Source organism: Ruegeria sp. BB10, assembly GCF_056535725.1.
The window spans coordinates 3,020,411-3,046,647 of the sequence record NZ_JBQFIW010000001.1; the positions used below are offsets into that span (position 1 = coordinate 3,020,411).

24 protein-coding genes are annotated in these 26,237 nt (G+C 57.1%); 13 read left to right on the plus strand and 11 right to left on the minus strand.

Features of this window, described 5'->3' with window-relative positions:
- Positions 1 to 231: 231 nt before the first annotated feature.
- The 8 genes from ACR3EP_RS15545 to ACR3EP_RS15580 all read right to left on the minus strand — a co-directional run bounded on the left by ACR3EP_RS15545 (position 232) and on the right by ACR3EP_RS15580 (position 6,916).
- Positions 232 to 810, minus strand: a complete 579-nt coding sequence (locus ACR3EP_RS15545; protein WP_480638587.1) for an N-acetyltransferase family protein — start codon at positions 808 to 810, stop codon at positions 232 to 234.
- A 19-nt stretch (positions 811 to 829) separates the two neighbouring features.
- Positions 830 to 1,315: a GNAT family N-acetyltransferase gene (locus tag ACR3EP_RS15550; protein ID WP_170377256.1), complete on the minus strand. Its 486-nt coding sequence runs from the start codon at positions 1,313 to 1,315 to the stop codon at positions 830 to 832.
- A gap of 141 nt (positions 1,316 to 1,456) precedes the next feature.
- Positions 1,457 to 2,320 (minus strand): alpha/beta hydrolase, encoded by an 864-nt coding sequence (locus ACR3EP_RS15555; RefSeq protein ID WP_480638588.1) that lies wholly within the window; start codon positions 2,318 to 2,320, stop codon positions 1,457 to 1,459.
- 3 nt (positions 2,321 to 2,323) lie between these two features.
- Positions 2,324 to 3,205, minus strand: a complete 882-nt coding sequence (locus tag ACR3EP_RS15560; protein ID WP_480638589.1) for a tryptophan 2,3-dioxygenase — start codon at positions 3,203 to 3,205, stop codon at positions 2,324 to 2,326.
- 63 nt (positions 3,206 to 3,268) lie between these two features.
- Positions 3,269 to 4,297 (minus strand): L-threonine 3-dehydrogenase, encoded by a 1,029-nt coding sequence (tdh, locus tag ACR3EP_RS15565; protein WP_170399571.1) that lies wholly within the window; start codon positions 4,295 to 4,297, stop codon positions 3,269 to 3,271.
- A gap of 14 nt (positions 4,298 to 4,311) precedes the next feature.
- Positions 4,312 to 5,496, minus strand: a complete 1,185-nt coding sequence (locus tag ACR3EP_RS15570) for a glycine C-acetyltransferase (protein WP_170351920.1) — start codon at positions 5,494 to 5,496, stop codon at positions 4,312 to 4,314.
- A 141-nt stretch (positions 5,497 to 5,637) separates the two neighbouring features.
- A complete protein-coding gene (locus tag ACR3EP_RS15575) occupies positions 5,638 to 6,270 on the minus strand; it encodes a sulfotransferase family protein (RefSeq protein WP_170399523.1) in 633 nt (210 codons plus the stop codon).
- Positions 6,271 to 6,349: 79 nt separating this feature from the next.
- Positions 6,350 to 6,916, minus strand: coding sequence for a helix-turn-helix domain-containing protein (locus ACR3EP_RS15580; protein ID WP_170552394.1), 567 nt, complete (start codon positions 6,914 to 6,916; stop codon positions 6,350 to 6,352).
- A gap of 117 nt (positions 6,917 to 7,033) precedes the next feature.
- On the opposite strand from ACR3EP_RS15580, the gene ACR3EP_RS15585 reads away from it, so the two are divergent.
- Positions 7,034 to 8,209, plus strand: a complete 1,176-nt coding sequence (locus ACR3EP_RS15585) for an acetyl-CoA C-acyltransferase family protein (protein WP_480638590.1) — start codon at positions 7,034 to 7,036, stop codon at positions 8,207 to 8,209.
- Between the two features lie 95 nt (positions 8,210 to 8,304).
- On the opposite strand, the gene ubiB is transcribed toward ACR3EP_RS15585, so the two are convergent.
- Together ubiB and ubiE are read right to left on the minus strand one after the other, a co-directional pair.
- Positions 8,305 to 9,834, minus strand: coding sequence for a 2-polyprenylphenol 6-hydroxylase (gene ubiB / locus ACR3EP_RS15590; protein WP_170351924.1), 1,530 nt, complete (start codon positions 9,832 to 9,834; stop codon positions 8,305 to 8,307).
- Positions 9,835 to 9,837: 3 nt separating this feature from the next.
- Entirely contained in the window at positions 9,838 to 10,590 is a 753-nt protein-coding gene (ubiE, locus tag ACR3EP_RS15595) for a bifunctional demethylmenaquinone methyltransferase/2-methoxy-6-polyprenyl-1,4-benzoquinol methylase UbiE (RefSeq protein ID WP_480638591.1), read from the minus strand.
- 86 nt (positions 10,591 to 10,676) lie between these two features.
- Between ubiE and mutM the strand changes: the two genes are divergently transcribed.
- The 6 genes from mutM to recF all read left to right on the plus strand — a co-directional run bounded on the left by mutM (position 10,677) and on the right by recF (position 17,297).
- Positions 10,677 to 11,528, plus strand: coding sequence for a bifunctional DNA-formamidopyrimidine glycosylase/DNA-(apurinic or apyrimidinic site) lyase (gene mutM / locus ACR3EP_RS15600; RefSeq protein ID WP_480638592.1), 852 nt, complete (start codon positions 10,677 to 10,679; stop codon positions 11,526 to 11,528).
- A gap of 66 nt (positions 11,529 to 11,594) precedes the next feature.
- Positions 11,595 to 12,371 carry an enoyl-CoA hydratase gene (locus ACR3EP_RS15605; RefSeq protein WP_170361912.1) on the plus strand — a complete coding sequence of 259 codons (777 nt, stop codon included), beginning with the start codon at positions 11,595 to 11,597 and terminating at the stop codon, positions 12,369 to 12,371.
- A gap of 225 nt (positions 12,372 to 12,596) precedes the next feature.
- Positions 12,597 to 12,860 carry a 30S ribosomal protein S20 gene (gene rpsT / locus ACR3EP_RS15610; protein WP_170351928.1) on the plus strand — a complete coding sequence of 88 codons (264 nt, stop codon included), beginning with the start codon at positions 12,597 to 12,599 and terminating at the stop codon, positions 12,858 to 12,860.
- 553 nt (positions 12,861 to 13,413) lie between these two features.
- Positions 13,414 to 14,811 carry a chromosomal replication initiator protein DnaA gene (gene dnaA, locus ACR3EP_RS15615; RefSeq protein ID WP_480638593.1) on the plus strand — a complete coding sequence of 466 codons (1,398 nt, stop codon included), beginning with the start codon at positions 13,414 to 13,416 and terminating at the stop codon, positions 14,809 to 14,811.
- Positions 14,812 to 15,038: 227 nt separating this feature from the next.
- Entirely contained in the window at positions 15,039 to 16,160 is a 1,122-nt protein-coding gene (dnaN, locus tag ACR3EP_RS15620) for a DNA polymerase III subunit beta (protein WP_170351930.1), read from the plus strand.
- A gap of 39 nt (positions 16,161 to 16,199) precedes the next feature.
- Positions 16,200 to 17,297: a DNA replication/repair protein RecF gene (gene recF / locus ACR3EP_RS15625; protein WP_480638594.1), complete on the plus strand. Its 1,098-nt coding sequence runs from the start codon at positions 16,200 to 16,202 to the stop codon at positions 17,295 to 17,297.
- Here recF and ACR3EP_RS15630 read toward each other — a convergent pair.
- A complete protein-coding gene (locus ACR3EP_RS15630) occupies positions 17,294 to 17,860 on the minus strand; it encodes a carboxymuconolactone decarboxylase family protein (RefSeq protein WP_170351932.1) in 567 nt (188 codons plus the stop codon). The genes recF and ACR3EP_RS15630 overlap by 4 nt on opposite strands.
- A gap of 100 nt (positions 17,861 to 17,960) precedes the next feature.
- On the opposite strand from ACR3EP_RS15630, the gene ACR3EP_RS15635 reads away from it, so the two are divergent.
- The 6 genes from ACR3EP_RS15635 (at position 17,961) to ACR3EP_RS15660 (ending at position 26,142) form a co-directional block, all read left to right on the plus strand.
- Entirely contained in the window at positions 17,961 to 18,533 is a 573-nt protein-coding gene (locus ACR3EP_RS15635) for a TetR/AcrR family transcriptional regulator (RefSeq protein WP_480638595.1), read from the plus strand.
- 102 nt (positions 18,534 to 18,635) lie between these two features.
- The gene (gene gyrB / locus ACR3EP_RS15640) at positions 18,636 to 21,053 is read left to right on the plus strand and encodes a DNA topoisomerase (ATP-hydrolyzing) subunit B (protein WP_170351934.1); all 2,418 of its coding nucleotides are present in this window, start codon (positions 18,636 to 18,638) and stop codon (positions 21,051 to 21,053) included.
- Positions 21,054 to 21,348: 295 nt separating this feature from the next.
- The gene (locus ACR3EP_RS15645) at positions 21,349 to 23,091 is read left to right on the plus strand and encodes a sigma-54-dependent Fis family transcriptional regulator (RefSeq protein WP_480639037.1); all 1,743 of its coding nucleotides are present in this window, start codon (positions 21,349 to 21,351) and stop codon (positions 23,089 to 23,091) included.
- Between the two features lie 148 nt (positions 23,092 to 23,239).
- Positions 23,240 to 25,039, plus strand: a complete 1,800-nt coding sequence (locus ACR3EP_RS15650; RefSeq protein ID WP_480638596.1) for an NAD(P)-binding domain-containing protein — start codon at positions 23,240 to 23,242, stop codon at positions 25,037 to 25,039.
- Between the two features lie 222 nt (positions 25,040 to 25,261).
- On the plus strand, positions 25,262 to 25,456 hold the full coding sequence (locus ACR3EP_RS15655) for a hypothetical protein (protein WP_480638597.1): 195 nt from the start codon (positions 25,262 to 25,264) through the stop codon (positions 25,454 to 25,456).
- Between the two features lie 50 nt (positions 25,457 to 25,506).
- Complete coding sequence (locus tag ACR3EP_RS15660; RefSeq protein WP_480638598.1) at positions 25,507 to 26,142, plus strand: MBL fold metallo-hydrolase; 636 nt, start codon at positions 25,507 to 25,509, stop codon at positions 26,140 to 26,142.
- Positions 26,143 to 26,237 lie beyond the last annotated feature (95 nt).

Consider the following 26,237-nt stretch of genomic DNA (forward strand, 5'->3'; position numbering starts at 1 on the left):
TGTCTTGAACGAAATTTTCTGACTCTAATCCCGACCGCGCATAAGCAACTCCGACATTGCCACACGGTGGATCCAACATAACGTCCGCTTTGCGGGACATTCCCGACCTACGTAGCTCTCAGACCAACGACGGCTCTCGGGCGGTACAGCAAAAAATGAGTGTGGCGCCCTTGCGCAACGTTAGCCCAAAAGCGAGTAGCCTACACAAGGAAAGACCGATTTCGCGCGGCGTCACGACAGCGACTTGATGAGGAGAACCCAGTTTTCGGTCTCAGTCTCCCACCCATCTTTGGCGCATGGGGCTTTATCCAGCTCAGAGTATCCCTTTCGCTCGTATAGACGTCTCGCTCCCACGTTTTCATCGGCGACAATAACGCTCATTTTGTTGTAGCCCGCGTCTCGGGCTATCTCGTCGGCGACATCGAGTAGTCTTGAACCAAGTCCTTGCCCCCTGTTCTCTGGGTAACAAGCCAGAACATTCACATACCAGCTGTCTAACGCTTTGTTTTCCAGCTCCTGCAAGGCGGAACAACGCTGGAAGTCATCTCCAATTTCTTCTGGTTCTGATCCGATCCCATAGCCCGTGAGCCCAGCAACTGCCCCGTTTCCATAGTCAATTACAACTACTTGCCTCTCTCGTGCCTTTTCGGCCTGTCGCGCGCGACCGACGGCCCAAGGATCCTCGCCATCTTGTGCCAGCCCGGTCCAGATATGGAGCGGCAGGCCTTCACCTGCAAAATTCACTAAGTCCGCAAGTGCATGGGCATCAGTTTCAACGGCCAATCTCAAAGGCTTTTCAAGTGGTATCACGTCTCGTACTCCAAAGAATTCAAAGCATCATAGACATCTCATGCCAAGTCATTCCTCCATGGTCGGAAGTCGATGGCTGCAAATAGCTGTATCCAAATCGCTCATACAGTGGGACGTGATGCTCTTTGCACATAAGGAAGATCGCCGATTTACCCACTTTTCTCATGCGGTCGACGAATTCAGTCATCAATGCCCGCGATAGGCCCCTTCCCTGATGGGCAGGATCAACGACGACAGACATAATTACGACATTCGGAGCGTCGGGATCATGCCCCACAAGCTCCTTAAATTCCTCATCAGACATTTCGACGTCATGGGCACATCCGCAATTGATAAAGCCAACGATCTCGCCGTGTTCTTCAAGAATGAGGAAACCATCGGGATATTCCTCGATCCTCTTGGATATCTTTTTGAGGGTTGCTGCGTCGTCGCCTTCATAGGCAGCAGTTTCGATCTCAAAGCATCGAGTTGCGTCGGAAGGTTTGGCGTTTCTGAACGTGCTCATGCACGTGACACTAAGCGCGTCGGGGCAAGTTGCATAGCCGCCATTGGTTGGGCCCGCAGCATTCGGTACTTTGGGCTCACAGCGGATAATCCCTGCTCCGTCAAAAACGTTCGGTTCGTTAGGGATGCGTAGGTTTGTGTGCTAAAGGCCAGACCTGACTGATACCCAATTTTCTTGGCTATCGGGACGTCGCAAAAACGTCCCCGGATGCATGATGATATCGAAATGCTGCATCCCCTTTTTAAGGTCGAAGCTGACCGAATGTCCGGCTTTGCGCAGCAATTCTGCATAGTCCCTGCTTTGGCGGATGAATTCGGGGGTATCCCGTTCCGCCACAGTCACATGGTAACGCGGGCCAGGGGCGGGTAGGTGAAGGATAGGGGACAGATCATGTATCTCGACCGGGGTCAGTTGCAGCGGATCGTTTACGGACGTCAGGCTGATCGGCTCCAGATCATAGACGCCGCTGATCAGGATCACCTCGCGTACCCGTAACCCGGCGCGGGCCAGCGCATCGGCCGAGGTTGCCATGACCATAGCCGCCAATTGCGCCCCGGCGCTGTGCCCCGACAGGGTGATCCGTGACGGATCGAAACCCAGATCAGGCGCATTTGCGGCCAGCCACAGCAGGGCGTCGCGGCATTCGTTGATCATGTCGCCAATCCGCGCCTCGGGGGCCAATGTGTAGTTCAGGGTCGCAAAGGACTGTTCGGCCTCAACCAGTGCCGGGGCCATCATCGCCGACTCGTTCTGACTCAGCGCCTGCCAGTAACCGCCGTGAATAAAGACGTGCAGCGGCGCGCCTGCCCCCTTCGCGGGAAAGAAATCCAGAACCTGAGCCCTACCGTCGCCGTAAGAGACATTCCCGATGACTTCCATCTGTGCCCGGTGCTGCGCGCTGAGCGCGGCGTAGCTGTCCAGATAAGGCGTCAGGTCACCACCGATCATGGACCGGGGTGAATATTCCTGCTCCAACTCTTCCTGCGAAAATCCCCGGTACAGCATCGCTTACTCCTGGTCGGTATACATCAGTTCGGTGCGCATATCGTAGAGATCATGGAAGAACCGCAAATCCAAGGCTTTCCGCAAGAAGGATACACCGCTGGACCCGCCCGTGCCCGGCTGGTTGCCTATCACTCGTTCTACCGCGGTGACGTGATCGAAGCGCCAGCGTTGAAACAAGGACTCCACGTCCATCAGTTTCTCGGCTAGCGCATAAAGATCCCAGTATTTGTCCGTGTCGCGATACACCTGCACCCAGATCTTCACGACGCGAGGATCACCAGAGTAGGGCTGGGCAAAGTCGCGATCCAGTAGGTCCTGCGGTACGTCAAATCCCTGCCGGGCCAACATGAACAGAACCTCGTCGTATAATGACGGCTTGGTCAGCGCAGCGTTCAGCAGTTCCATGACCTGCGCGTCATGTTCGTGGACTTTTAGGGTCGAGGCGTCCTTGTTGCCCAAAATGAATTCGATCTGGCGATAGCCATAGCTTTGAAAACCGGACGAACTGCCCAATGCCTCGCGAAAGGTCATGTAGTCCGCAGGGGTCATGGTCAGCAACGTCTCCCAGGCGGATATTAGTTGCCGCTGGATGGCCTTGACCCGGTCGAGATTTTTCATCGCAGGGCCGAATTCATCCTGTTGCAGAAATCGGCGCACCTCGACCAGTTGGTGATGCATTAGTTTCAGCCACAGCTCGCTGACCTGATGAATGATGATGAACAGCATCTCATCTGGTTGCGCAGGGTCCTGAAAGGTTTTTTGCAGGTTCAGCAGGGTTTTGAGCTGCAGGAAATCGCCGTAACTCTTGCGATGGGTCTGTGCGAAATCGGTGACCAGAGTGTCCTCGATTCCGCGTTCCAGATACCGGTCATCCTTATCGCCCATATGCTCCTCCAAACGACTGGGTTCACCCCTGTTTAGGGGCTGAACCCGCGCAGTACCAGAGCGTCAGGTCCAGTCCAGCACCACTTTGCCTGACCGGCCTGATTTCATCGCGGCAAATCCTTCGGCAAAATCGTCAACTTTCATCTCGTGCGTGATGACACGGCTGACATCCAGACCGTTCTGTAGCATGGCGATCATCTTGTACCAGGTCTCGAACATCTCGCGCCCGTAGACGCCTTTGATGGTGATGGCCTTAAACACGATGCGGGACCAATCGACCGGGGATTTGCCGGGCGGAATACCCAGCAGAGCGATCTTGCCGCCCATCACCAGCGCCTCGACCATTTGATCCAGCGCGATTTGTGAGCCCGACATTTCCAGCCCTACATCGAACCCTTCTTTCATGCCGAGTTCTGCGATGACGTCCTGCAGGTCTTCTTTGGACACATCCACGGTGCGCACGGTCGGTACCACATGTTCGGCCAGTTTCAGACGGTCGGGGTTGATATCGGTGATCACCACATGGCGCGCGCCAGCATGGCGGGCGACAGCGGCAGCCATGATGCCGATGGGGCCAGCACCGGTGATCAGAACATCCTCACCCAGCAGATCGAAGCTAAGCGCGGTGTGAACCGCATTGCCCAATGGATCGAGGATGGCGCCGATCTCATCCGGCACGTCTTCGGGCAGGGGCACCACGTTGAAGGCGGGCAACTTAAGATATTGGGCAAAGGCCCCCTGTTCGTTTACGCCAATCCCCCGCGTACCAGGGTCGAGGTGGAACTTTCCCGCTCTGCTCTGACGGCTGTCGTTAGTTATCAGATGCCCCTCGCCCGAGCAGCGCTGACCGATCTCAAGACCTGTCACATTGCGCCCGATCTCGACGATCTCGCCCGCAAACTCGTGGCCGGTGATCATTGGAATCGGCACTGTGGCGGCGGCCCAGTCATCCCAGTTCCAGATATGGATGTCGGTGCCGCAGATGCCGGTCTTGTTGACACGGATCAGCACCTCTTCGGGGCTGATTTCGGGCACCGGGGCCTGGACCATCCACAGACCTTCCTCGGGCTTGGATTTCTCCAAAGCTTTCATCGTGTTGGGTCGCATCAGATCACTCCCAATTCTTTGCCAACCTTGCCAAAGGCGGCCAATGCACGGTCCAGTTCGTCTTTCGTCAAGGCTGCATTCATCTGCGTCCTGATCCGCGCTTGTCCGCGCGGGACAACGGGGAAGAAGAAGCCCGAGACATAGACGCCTTCATCAAACAGACGCGACGCCATGTCCTGCGCCAAAGTGGCCTCGCCCAGCATTACCGGAATGATTGGGTGTTCGCCGGGCAGCAGGTCAAAGCCCAGCTTTTCCAGCCCAGCACGCCAGTATTTCGCGTTGCCGAATAACTGAGCGCGCAGCATTTCGCCCTCTTCGACCAACCGGATCGCCTCAAGACCTGCGGCGACAATCGAGGGTGGCAGCGAGTTTGAGAACAAATAGGGCCGCGCCCGCTGCCGCAGCAGATCGATCACTGGTTGCGGCCCGGCGATATAACCGCCGATTGCCCCCCCAAGTGCCTTGCCCAAGGTTCCCGTTAGAATGTCGACATCGACACCAAAATGATCTGGCGTGCCTGCGCCGTTCGGCCCCATAAAGCCGGTCGCGTGGCAGTCATCGACCATGACGATGGCATCATATTTATCGGCCAGCTCGCGAATTTTCGGCAGGTTGGCCAGGTAACCGTCCATCGAGAACACGCCGTCGGTCGCGATCATGATGTGCCGCGCACCGTCCTCGCGCGCCTGTTTCAGCCAGGCTTCGAGGTCGTTCATGTCGTTGTTCAGGTAGCGATAGCGTTTCGCCTTGCACAGCCGCACCCCGTCAATGATCGAGGCATGGTTCAGACTGTCCGAAATGATGGCGTCTTCTGGCCCTAACAAGGGCTCAAAGAGCCCGCCATTAGCATCGAAACAAGCCGCAAACAGGATCGCATCGTCCTTGTTCAGGAATTGCGCCAGCTTCTGTTCCAACTCGCGGTGAATGTCCTGGGTGCCGCAGATAAACCGGACCGAGGCCATGCCGAACCCTTTGGGCCGCATCGCGCCCTTGGCGGCGTCGATCAGCGCAGGGTGATCGGCCAGCCCCAGATAATTGTTGGCGCACAGGTTGATCACCTGCTTGTCGCCCACAGTAATCTCACCGCCCTGAGGCGAGGTGATCATTCGTTCGCGTTTATACAGACCCTCAGATTCAATCTGCGCAAGGGTGTCCGTGATGTGGGACAGGAATGCATCGGCCATGGCGGTCTCCGGTTTATATGAGTCGCGTATCTAACATAACGGATATGGTTCCCAAATAGGGGAATTCAATATTGCAGAAAAAAAATCCACGATAACGGAACATGCGGAGGACCCTGAAAATTGCTTTCGATTCGGAGGCGTCTATTCCGGTTTTGCCACGTTGTCCTGAAACTGTTTGGTTGAATTTGTGTGCGGATAGGGTTCTTCGGGAATGTCGACGCCAAGGAAAGTGCACAGTGGTTTCCATCCACTTCCGGTTTCATAGACCAGCAACCGGTCCTTCGGGACGGTGTCGCGGACTTTTTCGATATGCTTCCGAAACACGCTGACGGCGTGATCCCGATCATCCATCCGGCCGTCGAAGATGCCATGAACGATAAACTTGCTGCACATCTCGGCAATTGCGTTTGCATGATCCGAGTCGTGCCGTCCGCGCATTGTGGTCATGAATGGTCCAATCGTGGCCCATATGCTGTCAAACCAGGCATCAGGGTCGCGCACGCTCAAAATGATTTTGGCATCTGGATAATGATCAGAAAGCTGGCGCCAGTATGCGGCGCCTGGCCAGTCGACTTGCGCGCGATAGCCGTGAAACATGGCATCCCAATCAGCTTGCTCGCCATGTGCGGCACGGTTCCAAGCAGGCAATTGTTCGGGATTGTCCCGCACTTCGAACATGTGGTGACAGGGTCCGAAATTCAGCTGTTCCAAAGCAAGCTTCAGCGAATTCGTCCCAGTGCGGCCGAATCCAGCGCCAATCACTTCCAAAGTCATTTTGCGTAACTCCAATTCGTGTAAATGCCATAAAATAGCACAACACACAGGTATCCCCCAAACTTCGCCCCGGTCGGGGTCAGGCGTTTTTCACAATCAGGAACACGCGCGCGGGACCGTTGGGCGATGCGATCGAGTGCAAGACGTCCGCCGCATACCGCGCTGTATCGCCTTGGTTCAACTCCATTGTGGCCGATCCCGATGTGACGCGAACCGACCCGTCCAAAACCGTCAATTGCTCTTGCGCGCCGCGCGTGTGGGGCTGGCTGTTCAATGCGCCGTCTTTGTCGAACTGAATGTCATAGACTTCATGCCCGCCCGCTTCTTCGGGGGGGGACAGGATGCGAATCCGGCAGTTTTGCCCCATATTGTCGATGCTTGGCACTTCAGAGTTTCGCAGCACTTCGATTTGGTTTGCGGTGCCGGTCTCTTCCAGCAGACCGGCGAAATCCACCTGCAAGGCCCGGGTCAGGTTCCACAGGGTTGAGATGGTAGGGCTGCTTTCCCCCCGTTCAATCTGGCTGACCATTGAACGCGACACACCGCTGAGATTAGCCACGGCTTCAAGCGACAGGCCCTTGGCGCGACGTGCCTCTTTCAGGCGGGCGGGAAGGCGTGTCAGGATATCGTCTGTATTCTCCGTCATGACGGAATTTCATGCGCCTTGTATATGTGGTTGTCAATTCCATCCGTGACGGGACGTCCCATAGGACAGAGCAACGTGGTGTATGCATACTGCGCGCAAATGCACGAGGAGTGATCCATGACTGATATCGTAATTTTGGACGGTGCCCGCACCGCTATTGGAACCTTTGGCGGCGCGCTGGCTTCGACCGCTCCGATCGACCTGGCTACGGTTGTCACCGAAGCCGCGCTGGAACGCTCGGGTGTTGAAGGTGGTCAGATCGGGCATGTGGTGTTCGGCCACGTGATCAATACCGAGCCGCGGGACATGTACCTGTCGCGCGTTGCCGCGATGCAGGCGGGGATCCCAAATGGTACACCTGCGATGAACGTGAACCGGCTGTGCGGGTCGGGCGCGCAAGCGATTGTCTCGGCGATGCAGTCCCTGATGCTGGGGGATGCCGAGTTTGCCGTGGCCGGCGGGGCCGAGAGTATGTCGCGCAGCCCTTATATCGTGCCGCAGGCGCGCTGGGGCGCGAAGATGGGCGATGTCACCTCGTTGGATATGATGCTGGGGGCACTGAACTGCCCGTTTGGCACTGGACATATGGGTGTGACGGCCGAAAACGTGGCCGACGAACACCAAATTACCCGCAAGCAGATGGATCAATTCGCCGTGACCAGTCAGACCCGCGCGGCAGCGGCGATTGAGGCGGGGTATTTCGACAGCCAGATCGCGCCCGTGCAGGTCAAGGTCAAGCGGGACATGGTTGATTTCAAGGTCGATGAACATCCCAAGGCCACCACTGCCGAGACCCTGGCCGGATTGCGACCGGTATTCCAGAAGGACGGGCGCGTGACGGCGGGCAATGCCTCGGGCATCAATGACGGGGCGGCGGCGATGGTATTGGCAACAGCGGACGCGGCCGAGAAAGCCGGGTTGAAGCCCAAGGCGCGCGTGCTGGGCTATGCCCATGCGGGTGTTCGCCCCGAGGTTATGGGCATTGGACCGGTTCCGGCGGTGCGGAACCTGATGGAAAAAACCGGCCTGTCGGTGGATGATTTCGATGTGATCGAAAGCAACGAGGCCTTCGCGGCGCAGGCTCTGGCTGTGAATCAGGAACTGGGTTTGGACGCGTCGAAGGTTAACCCGAATGGTGGCGCGATTGCCTTGGGTCACCCGGTTGGGGCAACCGGAGCAATCATCACTATGAAAGCGCTGTATGAGTTGGAGCGCGTTGGTGGGGCCAAAGGTCTGGTGACTATGTGCATCGGTGGTGGGCAAGGTATTGCACTGGCTATCGAGCGGCTTTGATTTCGCACCGTGCAGGGGGGCTGTCTGCCCCCCATCGCGCGCAGGCGCGATTCCCCCCGAAGGTATTATTGGCCAGAAGAAGCAGGCGGTCTGGCTCAGCTGAGCGCGTTGACAATCAGGACAAGCGCAGCACCGGCTGCGGCACCGATTGCGGCAGGTAGGGCCGCGGACCATAGGGATGACTTTTGCGGGTCGTCTTTTTGCGTCTGGGCGATCAGGGCATTTTCAACCAGACCCGGCAATCGTGGGCCAAAGCGGGCCAGAACCATGGCGGTTTTGCCGAAGTCCTGCAGCGCGGCGCGGGGACCGATGGATTGCTTTATGTAATCCTCGACCACGGGGCGGGCGGTTTCCCAAATGTTCATATGTGGGTCGAGCGAGCGTGCGACGCCTTCGACCACAACCATCGTACGCTGCAACAAGATCAGTTCGGTCCGGGTTTCCATGCCAAAGCGCTCGGTGACCTCGAACAGGTAGTTCAACAGGCGGCCCATTGAGATATGCGAGGCGTCCATGCCAAAGATCGGCTCGCCCACCGCTCGCAGCGCGCGGGCAAATTCGTCGACATCCTGGTTGGCGGGGACGTAACCGGCCTCGAAATGCACCTCGGCCACGCGTTTATAGTCGCGGCGGATGAACCCGAACAGAATCTCGGCATAGACCCGACGGGTGTATTCGTCGATGTGACCCATGATGCCGTAATCATAGGCAATGATATCGCCATTTGCGGCGACCTTCAGGTTGCCCTGATGCATATCGGCGTGGAAATAGCCATCACGCAGGGCGTGCAGCAGGAATAGGTGCAGGACCCGCTCTGCCAGATCGCGGCGGTTGTGACCAACCGCATCCAGTGCAGCATTGTCGCCCAACGGTACACCATCCGCCCAGCTGAGCGTCATAACCCGGCGCGCGGACAGTGACCACACAACGGGGGGCAGCCAGAAACCGGCATCGTCCTTGGTATTGGCGGCATATTCCGAGGCAGCGGCGCTTTCCAGTCGCAAGTCCAACTCACCCCGTACAACGCCGTCGAAATGTTCGATCACGTCCATCGGTCGCAGGCGGCGCGCGCCGGGGGCGAACAGGTCGACAATACGGGCGGCGAAATAGAACGCATCGACATCCTTGTGAAAGGCACGCTCGATCCCCGGGCGCAGCACTTTGACGGCGACATATTCGCCAGTGCTGACCAGCCGGGCCTTGTGAACCTGCGCAATTGACGCTGCGGCGATCGGTTCGCTGAATTCCTCAAAAACCTCATCGACGGGCTGGCCAAGTTCCTTTTCCACCTCGGCCATGGCTTCGGCGCGGGAAAAGGGTGGCAGCTTGTCCTGCAACACACGCAATTGGGCGGCCAGTTCTTCGCCCACCACGTCGGGTCGGGTCGAGAGAATCTGACCGAATTTGATATAAGCCGGGCCAAGCGCCGTCAGCGCTCGGGTGGCGGGCGGCATATTGGGATCGCCCTTGTAACCCAGCCATTGAAATGGTTTGCCCAACGCATGCGCCAGAAATCGCAACGCGCGGGGGGCCTCAAAGGCGTCCAGCACTACGTTCATGGCGCCTGTGCGTTCAAACGTGGCGCCTGTACGGATCAGGCGAATGATGTTGTGGGGTCCGCGCATAAATCAGATCTTCCAGCCGGAATGCAGCGCGGCGATGCCCATGCTGAGGTTGCGGTATTTGGCGTTTTCGAATCCAGCGGCACGAACCATGCCCAGAAAGGTATCTTGATCGGGGAAATTGCGGATCGATTCGACCAGATATTGATAGCTGTCGTAATCATTGGCGATCAGCTTGCCCATGCGGGGAATGACGTTGAAGCTGTACAAGTCATAGAGCTTTTGCAGCCCTTCATTGGGCAACTGGCTGAATTCCAGCACCATCAGGCGGCCACCGGGCTTCAGAACTCGGAAGGCTTCATTCAACGCCTCTTGCGGGCGGGTCACGTTCCGGATGCCGAAGGAAATGGTGTAGACGTCAAACGTGTTGTCCTCGAACGGCAGGGCCATCGCATCGCCCACCACCCAGTTCAGGCTGTCGGACATCTGATCGGCCTCGGCGCGCTGACGGCCTTCGACCAGCATCGGCTCGGTCAGGTCCAGAACGGTGGCGTGACCGTAACCCGCGCGTTTGAGGAAGCGAAACGAGATATCGCCCGTTCCACCGGCCACATCCAGCAGACGTTGACCAGGGCGCGGGGCCAGCCAGTCCATCATCGCGTCTTTCCAGACCCGGTGGATGCCCATCGACATGACATCGTTCATCACGTCGTATTTTGAGGCGACCGAGTTGAACACGCCCTGCACACGACCGGCCTTGTCGGCCTCGCGCACGGTTTCAAACCCAAAATGAGTGGTCTTGTCGCTGTTGTCGGACATAAGCCTTGCCGTTTGTCGAATTTCGTCTCTGTTATAGGGCTCTGGAACCGGGGCACAATGCGGCCCTTTGAATTAGGAGCCATCTAATGCCCGAATTGCCCGAGGTCGAGACAGTAAGACGCGGCCTGAGCCCCGCAATGGAGGGGGTCGTGATCGAACGGGCAGATGTGAATCGCCCCGATTTGCGCTGGCCGTTCCCGGACCGCATGGCCGAGCGGCTGACCGGGCAACGGGTGGATCAGCTGCGGCGGCGGTCGAAGTATATTCTGGCAGATCTCAGCAGCGGTGAAACTTTGTTGATCCATCTGGGTATGTCTGGGCGGATGACAGTATCGGGTGATCCGCTAGGGCAGTTCGTGCATGAGCATCCCATGCCCGAAAAACACGACCACGTGGTGTTTCACATGGCCAATGGCGCGCGTGTGACATTCAACGATCCGCGGCGCTTCGGCGCGATGGACCTGTTGCCCACGGCTACAGCCGAGGATCACAAGCTTTTATCCGTTCTGGGGCCAGAGCCGCTGGGCAATGATTTTCACGAACAGCACCTGATCGAAGCGCTCAAGGGCAAGGATACTCCTGTCAAATCTGCACTGTTGGATCAGGGAATCGTTGCCGGATTGGGCAATATCTATGTTTGCGAGGCCCTTTATCGCGCGGGTGTGTCGCCACGTCGCAAAGCCGGACAAATTTCCGCGACCCGTATCGGCGCGCTGGTTCCGGTCATTCGGCGGGTACTGCAGGACGCGATCGACGCGGGTGGTTCATCCCTGCGCGATTTCCGCCAAGCCGATGGGGAACTTGGATATTTTCAACACAGCTTTGACGTTTACGGACGCGAAGGCGAACCCTGCAGAACCCAGGGATGCAGTGGGGAAATAAAGAGAATCACTCAGTCCGGTCGCTCATCCTTCTATTGTGCGCAATGCCAAAGATAACTTGATCCAGATAATTCGCGTGATAAGGAATCGTACTTGAACGGAACAACCGGAAGCTTACACCTCATGGCTTTTGAGACGATCATCGTCGAAATCGAAGACCACGTCGCCCTTATCAAGCTCGACAGACCCGATGCGCTGAATGCGCTAAATTCGCAGCTGGCGCAGGAACTGTGCATCGCATTGGAAGACGCGGATACCAACGACAAGGTGCGCTGCATCGTCATTACCGGTTCGGACAAGGCGTTCGCGGCCGGCGCGGACATCAAGGAAATGTCCGAGATGAGCTTTGTTGATGTCTACAGTTCAAATCTGTTTGGTGCTCTGAATGACCGTGTTTGCGCGATCCGCAAGCCGATCATTGCAGCCGTTGCTGGCTATGCGCTGGGCGGTGGGTGCGAATTGGCCATGCTGTGCGATTTCATCATTGCTGCGGATACCGCCAAGTTCGGGCAACCCGAAATCAACCTGGGCGTCATTGCAGGACTGGGTGGTTCGCAGCGCCTGACGCGTTTCGTTGGGAAGTCCAAATCGATGGACATGAACCTGACCGGTCGCTTCATGGATGCCGAAGAGGCCGAGCGTTCGGGTCTTGTCAGCCGGGTCGTACCGGCCAAGAAACTGATGGAAGAGGCGATGGGCGCCGCCCAAAAGATCGCTGAGAAATCGCAGCTGAGTGCAATGGCGGCGAAAGAAGCTGTGAACCGCAGCTATGAATTGCCTCTCAGCGAAGGGATGCTGTTTGAACGTCGCGTGTTCCACTCGATGTTTGCGACAGAAGACCAGAAAGAAGGCATGGCGGCCTTCCTGGAAAAACGCGCGGCACAGTTCCGCGACAAATAAATTGCGTAAGCGACCGAAACAGGCGGGCTTGGCCCGCCTTTTTTCATGACTGCTATGCAGAGCGAAAGAATCGGCTTGGCAAAGCCTGCAAACTTGGGTAACTAGCGCCGCTATACATGCGCGTGCGGCCCGCTTGGCCCGACTCACACTCGTGATTCTGAACCGGTGCGGATAGTCCGTGACGCGCAACCATTGATAACCGTACCGAATGAAGGTCAGAAACACATGGCAAACTCGCCTCAGGCTAAAAAGCGCGCTCGTCAGAACGAAAAGCGTTTTGCTATCAACAAAGCGCGTCGCTCGCGCATCCGTACTTATCTGCGCAAGGTTGAAGAAGCGATTGCTTCTGGTGACAAGGACGCAGCAACCGCAGCTCTGCGTGCCGCTCAGCCCGAACTGATGCGTGGCGTCACCAAAGGCGTCTTTCACAAGAACACCGCTTCGCGGAAAATGTCGCGCCTGTCGGCACGCGTGAAAGCATTGGGCTAATCGCTCAGGTTGACCTTGCGTCAACAAAACAAGGTTGAATTGTTCTCAAAGGCGTCACAATGCGTGGCGCCTTTTTGTTGCTGTTGCCGGAAAGTCGCGCCTTCACAAAACCGAGAGATTCTTTCTGCAAAAGACCCGAGTCAATATCAGAGTTTCGTTGCCGTACGCCTTGGCCTCTTGCTACCACTGTTACAGCGATTCACTCGCTTGGGGGGACAGGCTGTTTCGGCGATCTGACTGACGGGCATCAGGACGGTCACGAAACGAATGTTGGCAATCGGTCACGGCTGATTTGCTGATCTGCTAAAGGTCTTGGGGTAACCGAAGATCTGAGCCCTGTCTAAAAATTTGATTGCGAAGCGCAACCCGGTTACGGGGCGCCCGGATTATGGGTGCCTGATTGCTGGGCTGTGCAAACTTTCGGGACAGTCCCGCCAAACCCATGTGGTTTGGCGATGGGTATCCTATTGCGGTGAATGCTTAAGAACCGGGCAACCGGGCCAGATCAATAAGGCCGACAGGCCAATAAAGAATGGGATGCGTGAGGCGCTTGATGACACAAGAGAAATGGGGACAACTGCGTAACAAACTGCTCAAGGCGATCGGCAAGAACAACTATACCACCTGGATTGAGCCTCTTGAATTCCAAGAGCTGCAGGATGGCGTGGCCACGTTCTCGGTTCCGACCAACTTCATGGGCAATTATGTTAGTCAAAACTTTGCGGACTTGATTCTGTACGAGATGAACACCGCAGGGGAATCGGTTCAGCGCTTGGCGTTTCGCGTCGCAGCCAATTCGCCGGTGCGTCCGTCGGGTGATGTAGAACCTGCGCCGTCTGTTGTTCAGGACACGACTCAGCCGCAGTCCCTGTCACAGCGGGCCGAACCCGCGAATGATGCGCTCGAATCCCTTCAGGCTGCACCGCTGGACGCCCGTTTCACCTTTGACAGTTTTGTGGTAGGCAAACCCAACGAGCTGGCCCATGCCGCCGCGCGCCGTGTTTCTGAGGGCGGCCCCGTCACGTTCAACCCGTTGGTTCTGTATGGCGGCGTTGGTTTGGGTAAAACCCACCTGATGCACGCCATCGCGTGGGAGCTGAAAACCAAACGCCCCGAACTGAACGTGCTGTACCTGTCGGCGGAACAATTCATGTACCGCTTTGTGCAGGCGCTGCGCGAACGTCGGATGATGGACTTCAAACATCTGTTCCGTTCGGTCGACGTGCTGATGGTGGATGACGTGCAGTTCATCGCCGGCAAGGATTCAACTCAAGAAGAGTTCTTTCACACGTTCAACGCGCTGGTTGATCAGAACAAGCAGATCATCATTTCGGCTGACCGCGCGCCGGGCGAGATCAAGGATCTAGAAGATCGCGTGAAGTCGCGCCTGCAATGCGGTCTGGTCGTCGACCTGCACCCCACCGATTACGAACTGCGCCTGGGCATTCTGCAGAACAAGGTGCAGCAATACAGCAGCACCTACCCCGATCTGACCATCGCCGATGGCGTGCTGGAGTTTCTGGCCCACCGTATCTCGACCAACGTGCGCGTGCTGGAGGGTGCCCTGACCCGTCTGTTCGCCTTCGCCTCGCTGGTGGGACGCGAGATCGACATGGAGCTGACGCAGGACTGTCTGGCTGACGTGCTGCGCGCGTCCGAGCGCAAGATTTCTGTCGAAGAGATTCAGCGCAAAGTGTCGGACTATTACAACATCCGCCTGTCCGACATCATCGGCCCCAAGCGCCTGCGGTCTTATGCCCGTCCGCGTCAGGTGGCGATGTATCTGTGCAAGCAGTTGACCAGCCGATCCCTGCCCGAGATCGGGCGCCGCTTTGGTGGTCGCGATCACACCACCGTCATGCACGGCGTCAAACGCATTGAAGAATTGAAAGTCACCGACGGCCAGATCGCCGAAGATGTGGAAATGCTGCGCCGTTCGCTGGAAGCCTAAGGGTCATCCTATCATTCAAGAAACGCCCCGGACCCTCACGCCCGGGGCGTTTTCTTGTGCGCTTAAGTCCACGGTTGATTAGGAACTGTGCCCGCCCGGCCACGTGCCCCTTGACCCTTTGGCCGTTCCGACCCAGAAAACCATAAAAAATCCTTGTGCCTCAGGGTGGAACCGCTAACGTGCCAGTCCCGCCTGTTTTCGGCACGCAAGTCAGAGGAATTGAGGGTATGAAGATCAGCATCGAACGCGGCACCCTTCTTAAGGCCGTTTCGCAGGCCCAATCTGTTGTAGAGCGCCGGAACACTATTCCCATCCTTGCCAACGTGCTGATCGAGGCCGAAGGCGATCAAGCCCTGTTTCGCGCCACCGATCTGGATATCGAAGTGGTCGACAAAGCCCCGGCGCAGGTTGAAAAGGCGGGTGCCACAACCGTTGCGGCGACAACCCTGCATGAGATTGTGCGCAAGTTGCCCGACGGGGCGCTGGTGACACTGACTGCTGACAGCGCGGCGGGTCGTTTGACGGTCGAAGCGGGCCGGTCGAACTTTTCACTGGCGACGCTGCCGAAAGAGGATTTCCCGGTGATGGCGTCCTCGGAATATCAGTCGAACTTTACGGCTTCGGCAGCACTGTTGCGACGGCTGTTCGACAAATCGAAATTCGCCATCTCGACCGAAGAGACCCGGTACTACCTGAATGGTGTCTACATGCATGTGGCTGACGGGTCCGAAGGCGGCAAGGTGCTGCGCTGTGTGGCCACCGATGGCCACCGTCTGGCTCGCATTGATGCAGATTTGCCGGATGGTGCCGCAGACATGCCGGGCGTGATCGTGCCGCGCAAAACCGTGGGTGAACTGCGCAAGCTGCTGGACGACGATGAGATGGATATCGCCGTCTCTGTCAGCGAAACCAAGGTGCGTTTCGCAACGCCCGATATCACGCTGACCTCAAAAGTAATCGACGGCACCTTCCCCGACTACACCCGCGTGATTCCGCAGGGCAATACGCGTCAGCTGGAAGTGGACGCTGCTGAATTCGCGCAGGCCGTGGATCGGGTTGCTACCGTTTCGTCGGAACGCTCGCGCGCTGTGAAACTGCAACTTGACGCAGACAAGCTGGTCCTGTCTGTCAACGCCCCCGATAGTGGTGCCGCCGAAGAAGAACTGGCAGTGGCCTATGGCGACGAACGGCTCGAGATCGGCTTCAACGCCAAATACCTGCTTGAGATCGCCAGCCAGGTGGATCGTGAAAATGCCGTGTTCCTGTTCAACTCGGCCGGTGATCCGACCCTGATGCGGGAAGGCAATGATCTAAGCGCAGTCTATGTTGTCATGCCGATGCGCGTCTGATCGACCCCGCGGGGTGTTTTTTAACGAAAGGGATGGGTCATGAGTTTGGCCCTGACCGAACTTACGGTCTCGCATTTCCGGTCCCACAAGCTGGCGCGGTTGTCCTTTGACGGGCGGCCGGTGGCGATACATGGGCCGAACGGGGCGGGCAAAACCAACATTCTTGAGGCAGTGTCGCTGTTTTCCCCCGGTCGCGGAATGCGCCGGGCCAGCGCGGCTGAGATGACCCGGCGACCCGAAACGCTGGGCTGGAAACTTTCCGGCCTGTTGCAAGCACAGGGCCGGAATTACGAGATCGAGACCTGGTCCGAAAGTGGCGCGGCGCGGCAGGTTCGGATCGATGGCAAAGCGTCCAATCAGATAGATCTGGGTAAACTGGCGCGGGTGGTTTGGCTGATCCCCTCGATGGACCGGCTGTGGATCGAAGGGGCTGAGGGGCGGCGCCGCTTTCTGGATCGGATTGCGCTGAGTTTCGACCCCGCCCATGCCGAGGCCTCGCTGACCTATGAAAAATCCATGCGCGAGCGCAACCGCCTGCTGAAAGAGCAGGTGCGCGATGCCCATTGGTATGCAGCGCTCGAAGGGCAGATGGCCGAGACCGGCCATAGAATACACTCCGCGCGGCTGGCCGCGTTGGAACATCTGCGAAGGGCGCAGGAACAGGCGGAAACGGCGTTTCCGTCCGCTGATCTGGAATTGGTGCAAACCGAAGGCGCGATGCCCGAGGCAGCTGAGGATTTGCGCGAGGCCTTGAATGAAAGCCGTTTCCGCGATTTGGCGGCAGGGCGCACATTGGTCGGGCCGCATCGGTCGGACCTGTATGGTGTGTTTGCGGCCAAAGGTGTGCCAGCCAAGGATTGCTCGACCGGAGAGCAAAAGGCGCTGTTGGTGTCGCTGATCCTGTCAAACGCGCGGGCGCTGGCCGGGATGGTTGGCGCGCCTCCGATCGTGTTGCTGGATGAGGTGGCCGCCCATCTGGATGCGGGGCGGCGGGCGGCGCTGTATGATGAGATTTGCGCGCTGGGCGCTCAGGCCTGGATGACGGGCACCGGGCCTGAGCTGTTTGCGGAACTGGGTGACCGGGCCCAGACGTTGATCGTGAGTGATGGCTTTGAGGGCTCGGTCGTATCCGCTTAGGCGGGTTCGCTGACTTTCCGTTCCCATAGGAAGCCACGCATGACCTCGTCAACCGGCGTTTGTGCCATGTGGTTGACGTAGTTCGACATGGTTTTCTGCGCCAGACCCAGCACCACGTCCAATACAGCGCGGTGCGAGTAGCCTGCATCAAAGAACGCCTGCAGCTGTTCCTCGGACGGGTTGCCCCGGGTTTCCATCATTTGCAGGGTGAACGTGCGTAGCGCCTCAAGCTTGGCATTGGGCAGCGGGGTTTCGTTGCGCAGGGCCTCGGTGATCTCGTCCGAGACCTTCATCATCTTGGCAATGCCGGTATGCGCTGGCACGCAGTAATGGCACTCGTTTTCCACGTTGATGGTCTGCCAGACGACGGTTTTTTCGTCATTGTCGAAATCTGTCTGCACGAACAGATGGTGTAGCACCTGATAGCCTTCCAAATGCTGGGGGCTTTCGGCCATCACTTTGTGCAAACCGGGCAGGCGGCCAAACGCGGCCTGAGATTTTTCCAGCAATGGTTTGGAACCTTCAGGGGCGGATTCGAGGTCGTGTGAAGGGAAGTTGGCCATTTGGGAATTCCTTTTTTCTGGCGGCTGAGTCCGAAATAGCCTTTCTTGAGCGTTCGCTCAAGTATATATTTGAGCAACCGTTCAAGAATTGGTGAAGATGATGCCCCGCAAACCTGCCTATGACCGAGATACCCTGATCGCACAGGCCCGAGATATATTCTGGCGTCACGGTTGGGCCGGAACATCGTTGAAGGACCTAGAGCGTGAGTTGAAGTTGAAGCCAGGCAGCTTTTATGCGGCGTTTGGTTCGAAGGATGCGCTTTATGCGCTGGCAATGGAACGCTATGCGCAGGATGGTGTCGCCAATATGATGGCCTTGGCGCAGGATCTAGGCCCCTTAGAGGCGCTCAAGGCCCAGCCGCGACTGGTGGTCGAGGCGTCTGTGTTGCCTACCAAGGCTTGCATGTTGTCCAAAACCTATGCCGAATTGCAGGCGCGGGGACATGAGCTGGCAAGTCAGGCCCGCATCCACATGATCGCAATGAAAACTTGTTTTGCAGACCTGTTTCAACGCGCGCAAAGGGCCGGTGAGATCGGTTCGGAACATGACCCGGAGCGTCTTGCCGCGCGGTATCAATCCGACCTTCTGGGCCTGCGATTGTCGGCCGAGCGGGATGATGTGAACGCAGCGGAAATTGCCGCAGATATCGCGGCCGACCTCGATCGGCTTTGATCCGCAAATCAAGGTCACCCAAACCACAAAATCTTGGGGGAGCGCGTGACATTCCCCACCAGAAAACGTATAAGTTACCAAAATAATATAGGTACTGACTGAATGTCCGACGACGCACAGGCACCCCAGGAATACGGTGCTGATTCCATCAAAGTTCTCAAAGGCTTAGAGGCGGTTCGCAAACGTCCGGGCATGTATATCGGCGACACGGACGATGGCTCGGGTTTGCACCACATGGTCTATGAGGTTGTCGACAATGGTATTGACGAGGCGCTGGCCGGTCATGCCGACCATGTGACAGTGAAAATTCACGCCGATTCCAGCGTTTCGGTCAGCGACAACGGGCGTGGTATTCCGGTGGATATTCACCCCGAAGAAGGTGTCTCGGCGGCTGAGGTCATCATGACGCAGCTGCACGCGGGCGGTAAGTTTGACAGCAACTCTTACAAAGTGTCGGGCGGTCTGCACGGTGTGGGCGTTTCGGTTGTGAATGCCCTGTCCAATTGGCTGGAACTGCGTGTCTGGCGAAATGGCAAAGAGCATGTCGCCCGGTTCGAGGGCGGCGAAACGGTCGAGCACCTGAAAGTAGTCGAGGAGTGTGGCGACCGCACCGGAACCGAGGTGCGGTTCCTGGCCTCGACCGACACGTTCTCGAATCTGGAATACTCGTTTGAAACGCTGGAAAAACGCCTGCGCGAGCTGGCCTTCCTGAACTCGGGCGTGCGCATCATCCTGATCGACGAGCGCCCGGCGGAACGGTTGGAAACCGAGCTGTTCTATGAGGGTGGCGTTAAGGAGTTCGTCAAGTATCTGGACCGCTCGAAATCGGCGGCGATGCCAGAGCCCATTTATATCAAAGGCGAACGCGACGATATCGGCGTGGAAATCGCTATGTGGTGGAATGACAGCTATCACGAGACGGTCCTGCCCTTCACCAACAACATTCCACAGCGCGATGGCGGAACCCATGTTGCCGGTTTCCGGGGTGCGTTGACCCGCACGATCAACAACTATGCGCAATCCAGCGGGATCGCGAAAAAGGAAAAGGTCAGCTTTACCGGCGATGACGCGCGCGAAGGTCTGACCTGTGTGTTGTCCGTCAAAGTGCCCGATCCGAAGTTCTCGTCCCAGACCAAGGACAAGCTGGTGTCGTCCGAGGTGCGCCCAGCGGTTGAAGGTCTGATGAACGAAAAGCTGGCAGAGTGGTTCGAAGAGAACCCGAACGAGGCCAAGACCATTGTCGGCAAAATCATCGAGGCTGCTCTGGCGCGTGAGGCCGCGCGCAAGGCACGCGAACTGACCCGCCGCAAAACGGCGATGGACGTGAATTACCTAGCCGGCAAGCTGAAGGACTGCTCCGAGAAGGACCCATCAAAGACCGAAGTTTTCCTGGTCGAGGGGGACTCGGCCGGCGGATCAGCTCAAACGGGTCGGGATCGTCTGACCCAAGCGGTGTTGCCGTTGCGAGGGAAAATCCTGAACGTGGAACGGGCGCGGTTTGACCGGATGCTGTCTTCGCAAGAAATCGGAAACCTCGTCATGGCTCTGGGCACCGGTATTGGCCGCGATGAGTTCAACATCGAAAAGCTGCGCTACCACAAGATCGTCATCATGACCGATGCGGACGTGGACGGCGCGCATATCCGAACCCTACTGCTGACCTTCTTCTACCGGCAGATGCCGGAACTGATCGAAGGTGGATACCTCTATATTGCGCAGCCACCTCTGTACAAAGTTTCACGTGGTAAATCAGAGGTTTATCTGAAAGACCAGGCCGCACTGGATGACTACTTGATCAATCAGGGCGTTGAAGGGGCCGTGCTGAAACTGGGCTCGGGTGAAGAGATCATCGGGCAGGACTTGACCCGTGTGGTCGATGAGGCGCGTCAATTGAAACGCGTATTGGACGCATTCCCGACCCATTATCCGCGCCACATTCTGGAACAGGCCGCCGTTGCCGGTGCCTTTGTACCGGGTGCTGTGGATGCTGACCTGCAGGGTGTGGCCGACAAAGTTGCCGCCCGTTTGGACCTGATTGCGCTGGAATACGAACGCGGCTGGCAAGGTCGGATCACGCAGGATCACGGCATCCGTCTGGCCCGTATCTTGCGCGGTGTTGAAGAGGTCCGCACGCTGGACGGCCCCATGCTGCGCTCGGGCGAGGCCCGCAAAACCGGCAGCTTTACCCAAAGCCTGCAAGAGATCTACAACACCCCCGCCACCCTCATTCGTCGCGACCGTAGCCAGATGATCCACGGCCCGCTGGACTTGTTGCGCGCCATTCTGGAAGAGGGTGAAAAGGGTCTATCGCTGCAACGCTACAAAGGGTTGGGAGAGATGAACCCCGACCAGCTATGGGAAACCACGCTGGACCCGGACGCACGGACTCTGCTGCAGGTGCGGGTGGACGATATGGTCGAGGCAGATGACCTGTTCACCAAGCTGATGGGCGACGTGGTGGAGCCGCGTCGTGAATTCATCCAACAAAACGCGTTGAGCGTCGAGAATCTGGATTTCTAAGTCTCTGTAGGTTTGCGCATAACACTTCGCGCACCCTATAAGTTTGCGTAGTTTGCCCATAGTTTTGCGCTCCGCGCTTGTCCGCCTTAGCGGTGAATTCAATCAGTTTTGACGTAGTCGTTGCGTTTATGGCGCTTTGCGGGGCTCAACCCCGCAAAGGGTCTCCCTAATGCTGCGCGTTCAACGAAGGTCAACTTGACGAGGCAAAGCGCCAAAACGTTTGCCAGACGAAATTTGAACATAGGCGCGAAGCCATCCTCATGCTAATTTTAGAGAGGATTTGTAGGGCGGGAAGCTGTTGGATCGCCAGCACACAAAAGAGATTGACCGTGTCTTAAGCGGGTTCGATACAGGGAGAGACCGGCTTGTCGCGGACAGCTGGCAGCGCTGTGTTGAAACCTATGGTATGGATCCCTCACGGCAGGAACCCGCGCATATCCTGCCTGACACCAAATTCCGTGAACATCTGGAGCAATCCGAACGTCTGATCGCAACAGCGCGCTCGGGGCTGCAATCGTTGTTTGCGCAGGTTGCAGGGCAGAACTACGTCCTGCTGCTCGCGGATGCGGATGGCGTCTGCGTCGATTTCTTTGGCGACCGGAACTTTGAGGACGAACTCAGAACTGCCGGTCTTCATCTGGGATTCAAGTGGACGGAAGAGTTGGCAGGAACGAACGGGGTAGGGTCGTGCATCGTTACAGGTCAGCCGGTGACGATTCATCAGGGGGATCATTTTTCGATCACGCATACGCCGCTGTCTTGTACGGCAGCGCCTATTTTCGATACCAAAGGTGGTCTTGCGGCTGTTCTGGATGTTTCGTTGTTGCGTGGCCCTTCGCCTAAGGCGTCGCAGAATCTGGCCATGACATTGGTGACGAATTCCGCCCGTCGCGTCGAGATGGCAAACCTGATGGCATCGACCCGGCGCGATTGGGTCCTGCGCTTTTCAGCAAGCCCCGAATTTCTTGAGGTCGATCCTGAAGCGGCGGTTGCAGTGGACGGAAGCGGCAAGATCATTGGTATGACCACGGGGGCCCGACGCGCACTGGACCCGGACGGTTCGGGCCACCTGATCGGGTCGCAATTGCAGGACTGGCTTGAAATCAGTGTTGATGACATGCCGGAGTTCATGCGCGGCAGACCGTCCGAAGACCGCGTTCTACACCTCAAGGACGGGCGCGCGCTCTATGGTCATGCCGTTGCGCCACAGACGTCGCAGATGACGGCGGCCCTACGCAAGCGAGAACAGGTTCTGCCCGGTGCCCTTGGCAGTTTTGCGGGGCCGGATGCGGACCTTCAGCAGCTTTTGAACAATGCTGCACGTCTTGCACCGACCAGCCTGCCGCTTTTGCTGACTGGTGAAAGCGGCACGGGCAAGACCAAACTGGCGCGTGCGATCCACATGGCCGATCCTGCGAGACAGGATTTCCACACAGTGATCTGCTGCGATACCGAGACATTCGATTTCTGCCAAACCATCGACCCCGGCACGCTGTTCCTGCGCGGTGTTGAAGACCTGAGCGAGCCTGCACAGGCCTCTCTTTTAGCAGTGCTTGAGCGGCGGGCTGATCTGAGGATCATTGCCTCATGTCGGCAGCCCCCGGCGGGATTGCAGGGCGGTCTGCGTGAAGATCTGCTGCACCGGATTGCGGGGGCCACATTTTCTCTGCCGCCTTTGCGCCACCGAGCGGATCTGGATTGGCTAATTGATCGCCTGCTTCGACGGTTTGCAAGCCATGATATTCACCTGTCGACAGTCGCGCGCGCCGATCTGAAATCACGACTATGGAGTGGCAATATTCGTGAACTGGAACATCTGCTGCACAGCGCGGTCGCCCTGTGTCAGGACAACATCATCGACTTGACGGAATTGCCAGCCCCGGCGCTCGCCCCTGCGCAAAAGCTGGACTCAGATGATTTGGAAGCACTGCTGCGTGCTTGCGATTGGAACATGTCTCAAGTGGCGCGACGCCTTGGCGTGAACCGGTCGACAATCCTGCGCCGTGTGCGAAAGGCCGGGCTTATTCCACCTGCATAAACGCACATGCCTTCGTGTTGCGCCCTTGTTGCGCGCGCAACAAGTCTTGGTGTTTTTGGCCTAGGTCAAGCGTTGAGCCGCCAAATCGACTTGCCCGAAGGGACGCGGATTTGCCAGCCTTTTGCTCCGTGGAGATAGGGAGGATGACATGCTCGACACAACACTCTCGGATCAGGTACAGGGGTTCCTGGATGACTTCGGTGCGGCTTTGTCCCAAGGCGATATCGATGCCGCCTGCGATATGTTCCAGGACGATTGCTATTGGCGCGATCTGGTCAGCTTTACCTGGAATATCAAAACGGTCGAAGGCAAGGCGCAGGTGGCAGATATGCTCGCGCATCAGTTGGCCACAACCAAGCCGAGCGGTTGGAAAATAGCCGAAGGTGAAGTGCCCACTGAAGACGGCGGAATAACCACCGCATGGATCGAGTTCGAAACCGAAGTGGCACGCGGCTATGGGTTAATCCGCCTCAAGGATGGCAAGATATGGACCTTGCTGACCACGATGGTCGAGCTGAAAGGTCATGAAGAGCCCAAAGGATTCAACCGCCCACTTGGGGCCAAGCATGGTGCGGGTAAACACAGGACCACATGGGCGGAAGAACGGGCCCAAGAAGAGGCTGAACTGGGCTACAAAACACAGCCCTACTGCGTCATCATTGGCGGTGGTCAGGGTGGGATCGCCATGGGTGCGCGGCTGCGACAGCTCGGCGTCCCGACGATCATCGTTGAACGGAATGACCGGCCTGGCGACAGTTGGCGCAATCGCTACAAATCCCTCTGCCTGCATGATCCGGTCTGGTATGACCATCTGCCTTATATCAAGTTCCCGGAAAACTGGCCCGTGTTCTCGCCCAAGGACAAGATCGGCGACTGGCTTGAGATGTACACCAAAGTGATGGAGCTGAATTATTGGACGCGCACGACGGCCAAATCCGCCACCTTCGATGAAGACAAGGGCGAATGGACCATCACGGTGGACCGGGATGGCGAAGAGGTGGTGTTGCGGCCCAAGCAGCTGATCATGGCGACGGGTATGTCCGGCAAGAAACGCATGCCTGATTTTCCGGGTATGGATGTTTTCAAGGGTGAGCAGGCACATTCCTCGGAACACGACGGGCCGGCCAGATGGGCAGGCAAGAAGGTTGTCGTGGTGGGGTCCAACAACTCGGCCCATGACATCTGCGCCGCGCTTTGGGAAAACGATGCCGATGTGACCATGGTGCAGCGGTCCTCAACCCATATTGTCCGCTCGGACACCCTCATGGAAATCGGACTGGGCGATCTTTATTCTGAACGTGCGGTGCGGTCTGGCATGACGACCGAAAAGGCCGATCTGATCTTTGCATCACTGCCTTATCGCATTCTGCATGAATTCCAGATTCCGGCCTATGCCGCGATGAAAGAGCAGGACAAAGAGTTTTATGACGGTCTGGAAAAGGCCGGGTTCTGGCTGGATTGGGGCGATGACGAAAGCGGGCTGTTCATGAAATACCTGCGCCGCGGATCAGGCTATTACATCGATATTGGGGCCAGCCAGTTGATCATAGATGGCGAGATCAAGCTGAAACGCGGTCAAGTCACCGCGCTTGATGAAACCGGAGTTATCCTTGATGACGGAACGCATCTGGATGCCGATCTCGTGGTCTATGCGACCGGGTATAACTCGATGAACGGCTGGGTCGCGGACCTGATGGGTCAGGATATGGCGGATCGGCTTGGGAAATGCTGGGGTCTGGGCTCTGACACAACCAAGGACCCGGGGCCTTGGGAAGGCGAGCAACGCAATATGTGGAAGCCGACACAGGTTCCAAACCTCTGGATGCATGGTGGAAACCTGCATCAGTCCCGACATTATTCACAGTTCCTGTCGCTGCAAATAAAGGCCCGGATGGAAAGTATCCCGACGCCGGTCTACGGCCTTCAAGATGTGCATCACCTCAGTTAAAGCATGTGCCGCGACCGAGAAGCAGACTTTGCAAATTTGTACGGATGGCCCAAAAGTACTATGATTTGGTAAGTCATTTACGCCGCGTTTCTGAGATATTTCTCCCAAGTGCTCCATCCACGGGCTGCGTTCTGCTTTTAGGCAACACAATATGTCTGTTTGCAAGATCGCGCGTTGGATGAAGGCTTTGAAACCTTGTTTCAATTGCACGGAGAGTCGATTGTGTCCAACATTCAGGCGACCATAGGATTGAATGCAATGCTCTGCAAGATTGGTGATGTTGAGGTTTGGCGAATTCTTGAAATTCATGCCCCGTTCATGAAGCCAGAAGAGTTGTTTCCAACCGCCGGACCAGATGTCAAAGCCGCTATTGAAAGCCTTGTTCCGGCAGCATCGACCACAACTCGGGACGACTAATTTTACCCATACAAGGTTTCCTTCTGAAAACGCCTTCACATAACATTTTGGTGGATAGCTGTGTCGGCAATGATAAGACCAATCTAAATCACCAAGCTTGGCACCAACGATCAGACGACCGGTTTATAGCAGCATTGAAAGCGGCTGACCTCGGCACCGACGAAATTGACTACGTGCTGTGCACCCATCTTCACGTAGACCATATCGGTTGGAATACGCAGCTAAAAGATGGTCGTTGGGTGCCTACGTTTCCTAACGCACGCTACCTTTTGCCCAAAGACGATGAAGAAACTCAGCGTTTGCAGAACAGTATTACCTACGTCGAAAGCGTCTTACCTGTAGTGGAAGCTGGTCAGGTGGAACTGGTGGAGGCAGGGCACAAGTTGGGCGACCATGTGACTTTGTTCCCAACGCCAGGACATACGCCGGGCCATGTTTCTGTACTCGTGAAGAGCAGGGGTGATGAGGCGTTGATTACTGGCGATGCGCTTCATACGACCGCGCAATGTAAACATCCCGACTGGCATTTCAAATTCGATTCTGACGCCGAATTGGCTGTGAAGTCGCGTAGATTGCTGCTTGAGCATTGCTCGGAAACCAGTTGCTTGGTCTTGGGGTCTCACTTCGCGTTGCCTTCAATAGGGCATGTGAAAGCCGATAACGACAGTTTTCGTTGGGACGAATGAGATTTGGCGTCCCGTAGTCGATGATGCCAGAAAGCAGAGATATTCATTAACGAGCGCTGAGCGAACAATGTCCCTGCCGGTTGGAGTGAGGAGCC

Excerpts from the sequence above, each read along its gene's own strand:
- ACR3EP_RS15555 (WP_480638588.1), bottom strand. The coding sequence starts at position 2,320 with ATGCTGTACCGGGGATTTTCGCAGGAAGAGTTGGAGCAGGAATATTCA.
- dnaA (WP_480638593.1), top strand. The coding sequence starts at position 13,414 with ATGACACAAGAGAAATGGGGACAACTGCGTAACAAACTGCTCAAGGCG.
- ubiB (WP_170351924.1), bottom strand. The coding sequence starts at position 9,834 with ATGCGCGGACCCCACAACATCATTCGCCTGATCCGTACAGGCGCCACG.
- ACR3EP_RS15650 (WP_480638596.1), top strand. The coding sequence starts at position 23,240 with ATGCTCGACACAACACTCTCGGATCAGGTACAGGGGTTCCTGGATGAC.
- ACR3EP_RS15575 (WP_170399523.1), bottom strand. The coding sequence starts at position 6,270 with ATGACTTTGGAAGTGATTGGCGCTGGATTCGGCCGCACTGGGACGAAT.
- mutM (WP_480638592.1), top strand. The coding sequence starts at position 10,677 with ATGCCCGAATTGCCCGAGGTCGAGACAGTAAGACGCGGCCTGAGCCCC.
- rpsT (WP_170351928.1), top strand. The coding sequence starts at position 12,597 with ATGGCAAACTCGCCTCAGGCTAAAAAGCGCGCTCGTCAGAACGAAAAG.
- dnaN (WP_170351930.1), top strand. The coding sequence starts at position 15,039 with ATGAAGATCAGCATCGAACGCGGCACCCTTCTTAAGGCCGTTTCGCAG.
- ACR3EP_RS15630 (WP_170351932.1), bottom strand. The coding sequence starts at position 17,860 with ATGGCCAACTTCCCTTCACACGACCTCGAATCCGCCCCTGAAGGTTCC.
- ACR3EP_RS15560 (WP_480638589.1), bottom strand. The coding sequence starts at position 3,205 with ATGGGCGATAAGGATGACCGGTATCTGGAACGCGGAATCGAGGACACT.
- ubiE (WP_480638591.1), bottom strand. The coding sequence starts at position 10,590 with ATGTCCGACAACAGCGACAAGACCACTCATTTTGGGTTTGAAACCGTG.
- ACR3EP_RS15635 (WP_480638595.1), top strand. The coding sequence starts at position 17,961 with ATGCCCCGCAAACCTGCCTATGACCGAGATACCCTGATCGCACAGGCC.
- tdh (WP_170399571.1), bottom strand. The coding sequence starts at position 4,297 with ATGAAAGCTTTGGAGAAATCCAAGCCCGAGGAAGGTCTGTGGATGGTC.
- ACR3EP_RS15570 (WP_170351920.1), bottom strand. The coding sequence starts at position 5,496 with ATGGCCGATGCATTCCTGTCCCACATCACGGACACCCTTGCGCAGATT.
- ACR3EP_RS15585 (WP_480638590.1), top strand. The coding sequence starts at position 7,034 with ATGACTGATATCGTAATTTTGGACGGTGCCCGCACCGCTATTGGAACC.
- ACR3EP_RS15580 (WP_170552394.1), bottom strand. The coding sequence starts at position 6,916 with ATGACGGAGAATACAGACGATATCCTGACACGCCTTCCCGCCCGCCTG.
- ACR3EP_RS15550 (WP_170377256.1), bottom strand. The coding sequence starts at position 1,315 with ATGAGCACGTTCAGAAACGCCAAACCTTCCGACGCAACTCGATGCTTT.
- recF (WP_480638594.1), top strand. The coding sequence starts at position 16,200 with ATGAGTTTGGCCCTGACCGAACTTACGGTCTCGCATTTCCGGTCCCAC.
- gyrB (WP_170351934.1), top strand. The coding sequence starts at position 18,636 with ATGTCCGACGACGCACAGGCACCCCAGGAATACGGTGCTGATTCCATC.
- ACR3EP_RS15605 (WP_170361912.1), top strand. The coding sequence starts at position 11,595 with ATGGCTTTTGAGACGATCATCGTCGAAATCGAAGACCACGTCGCCCTT.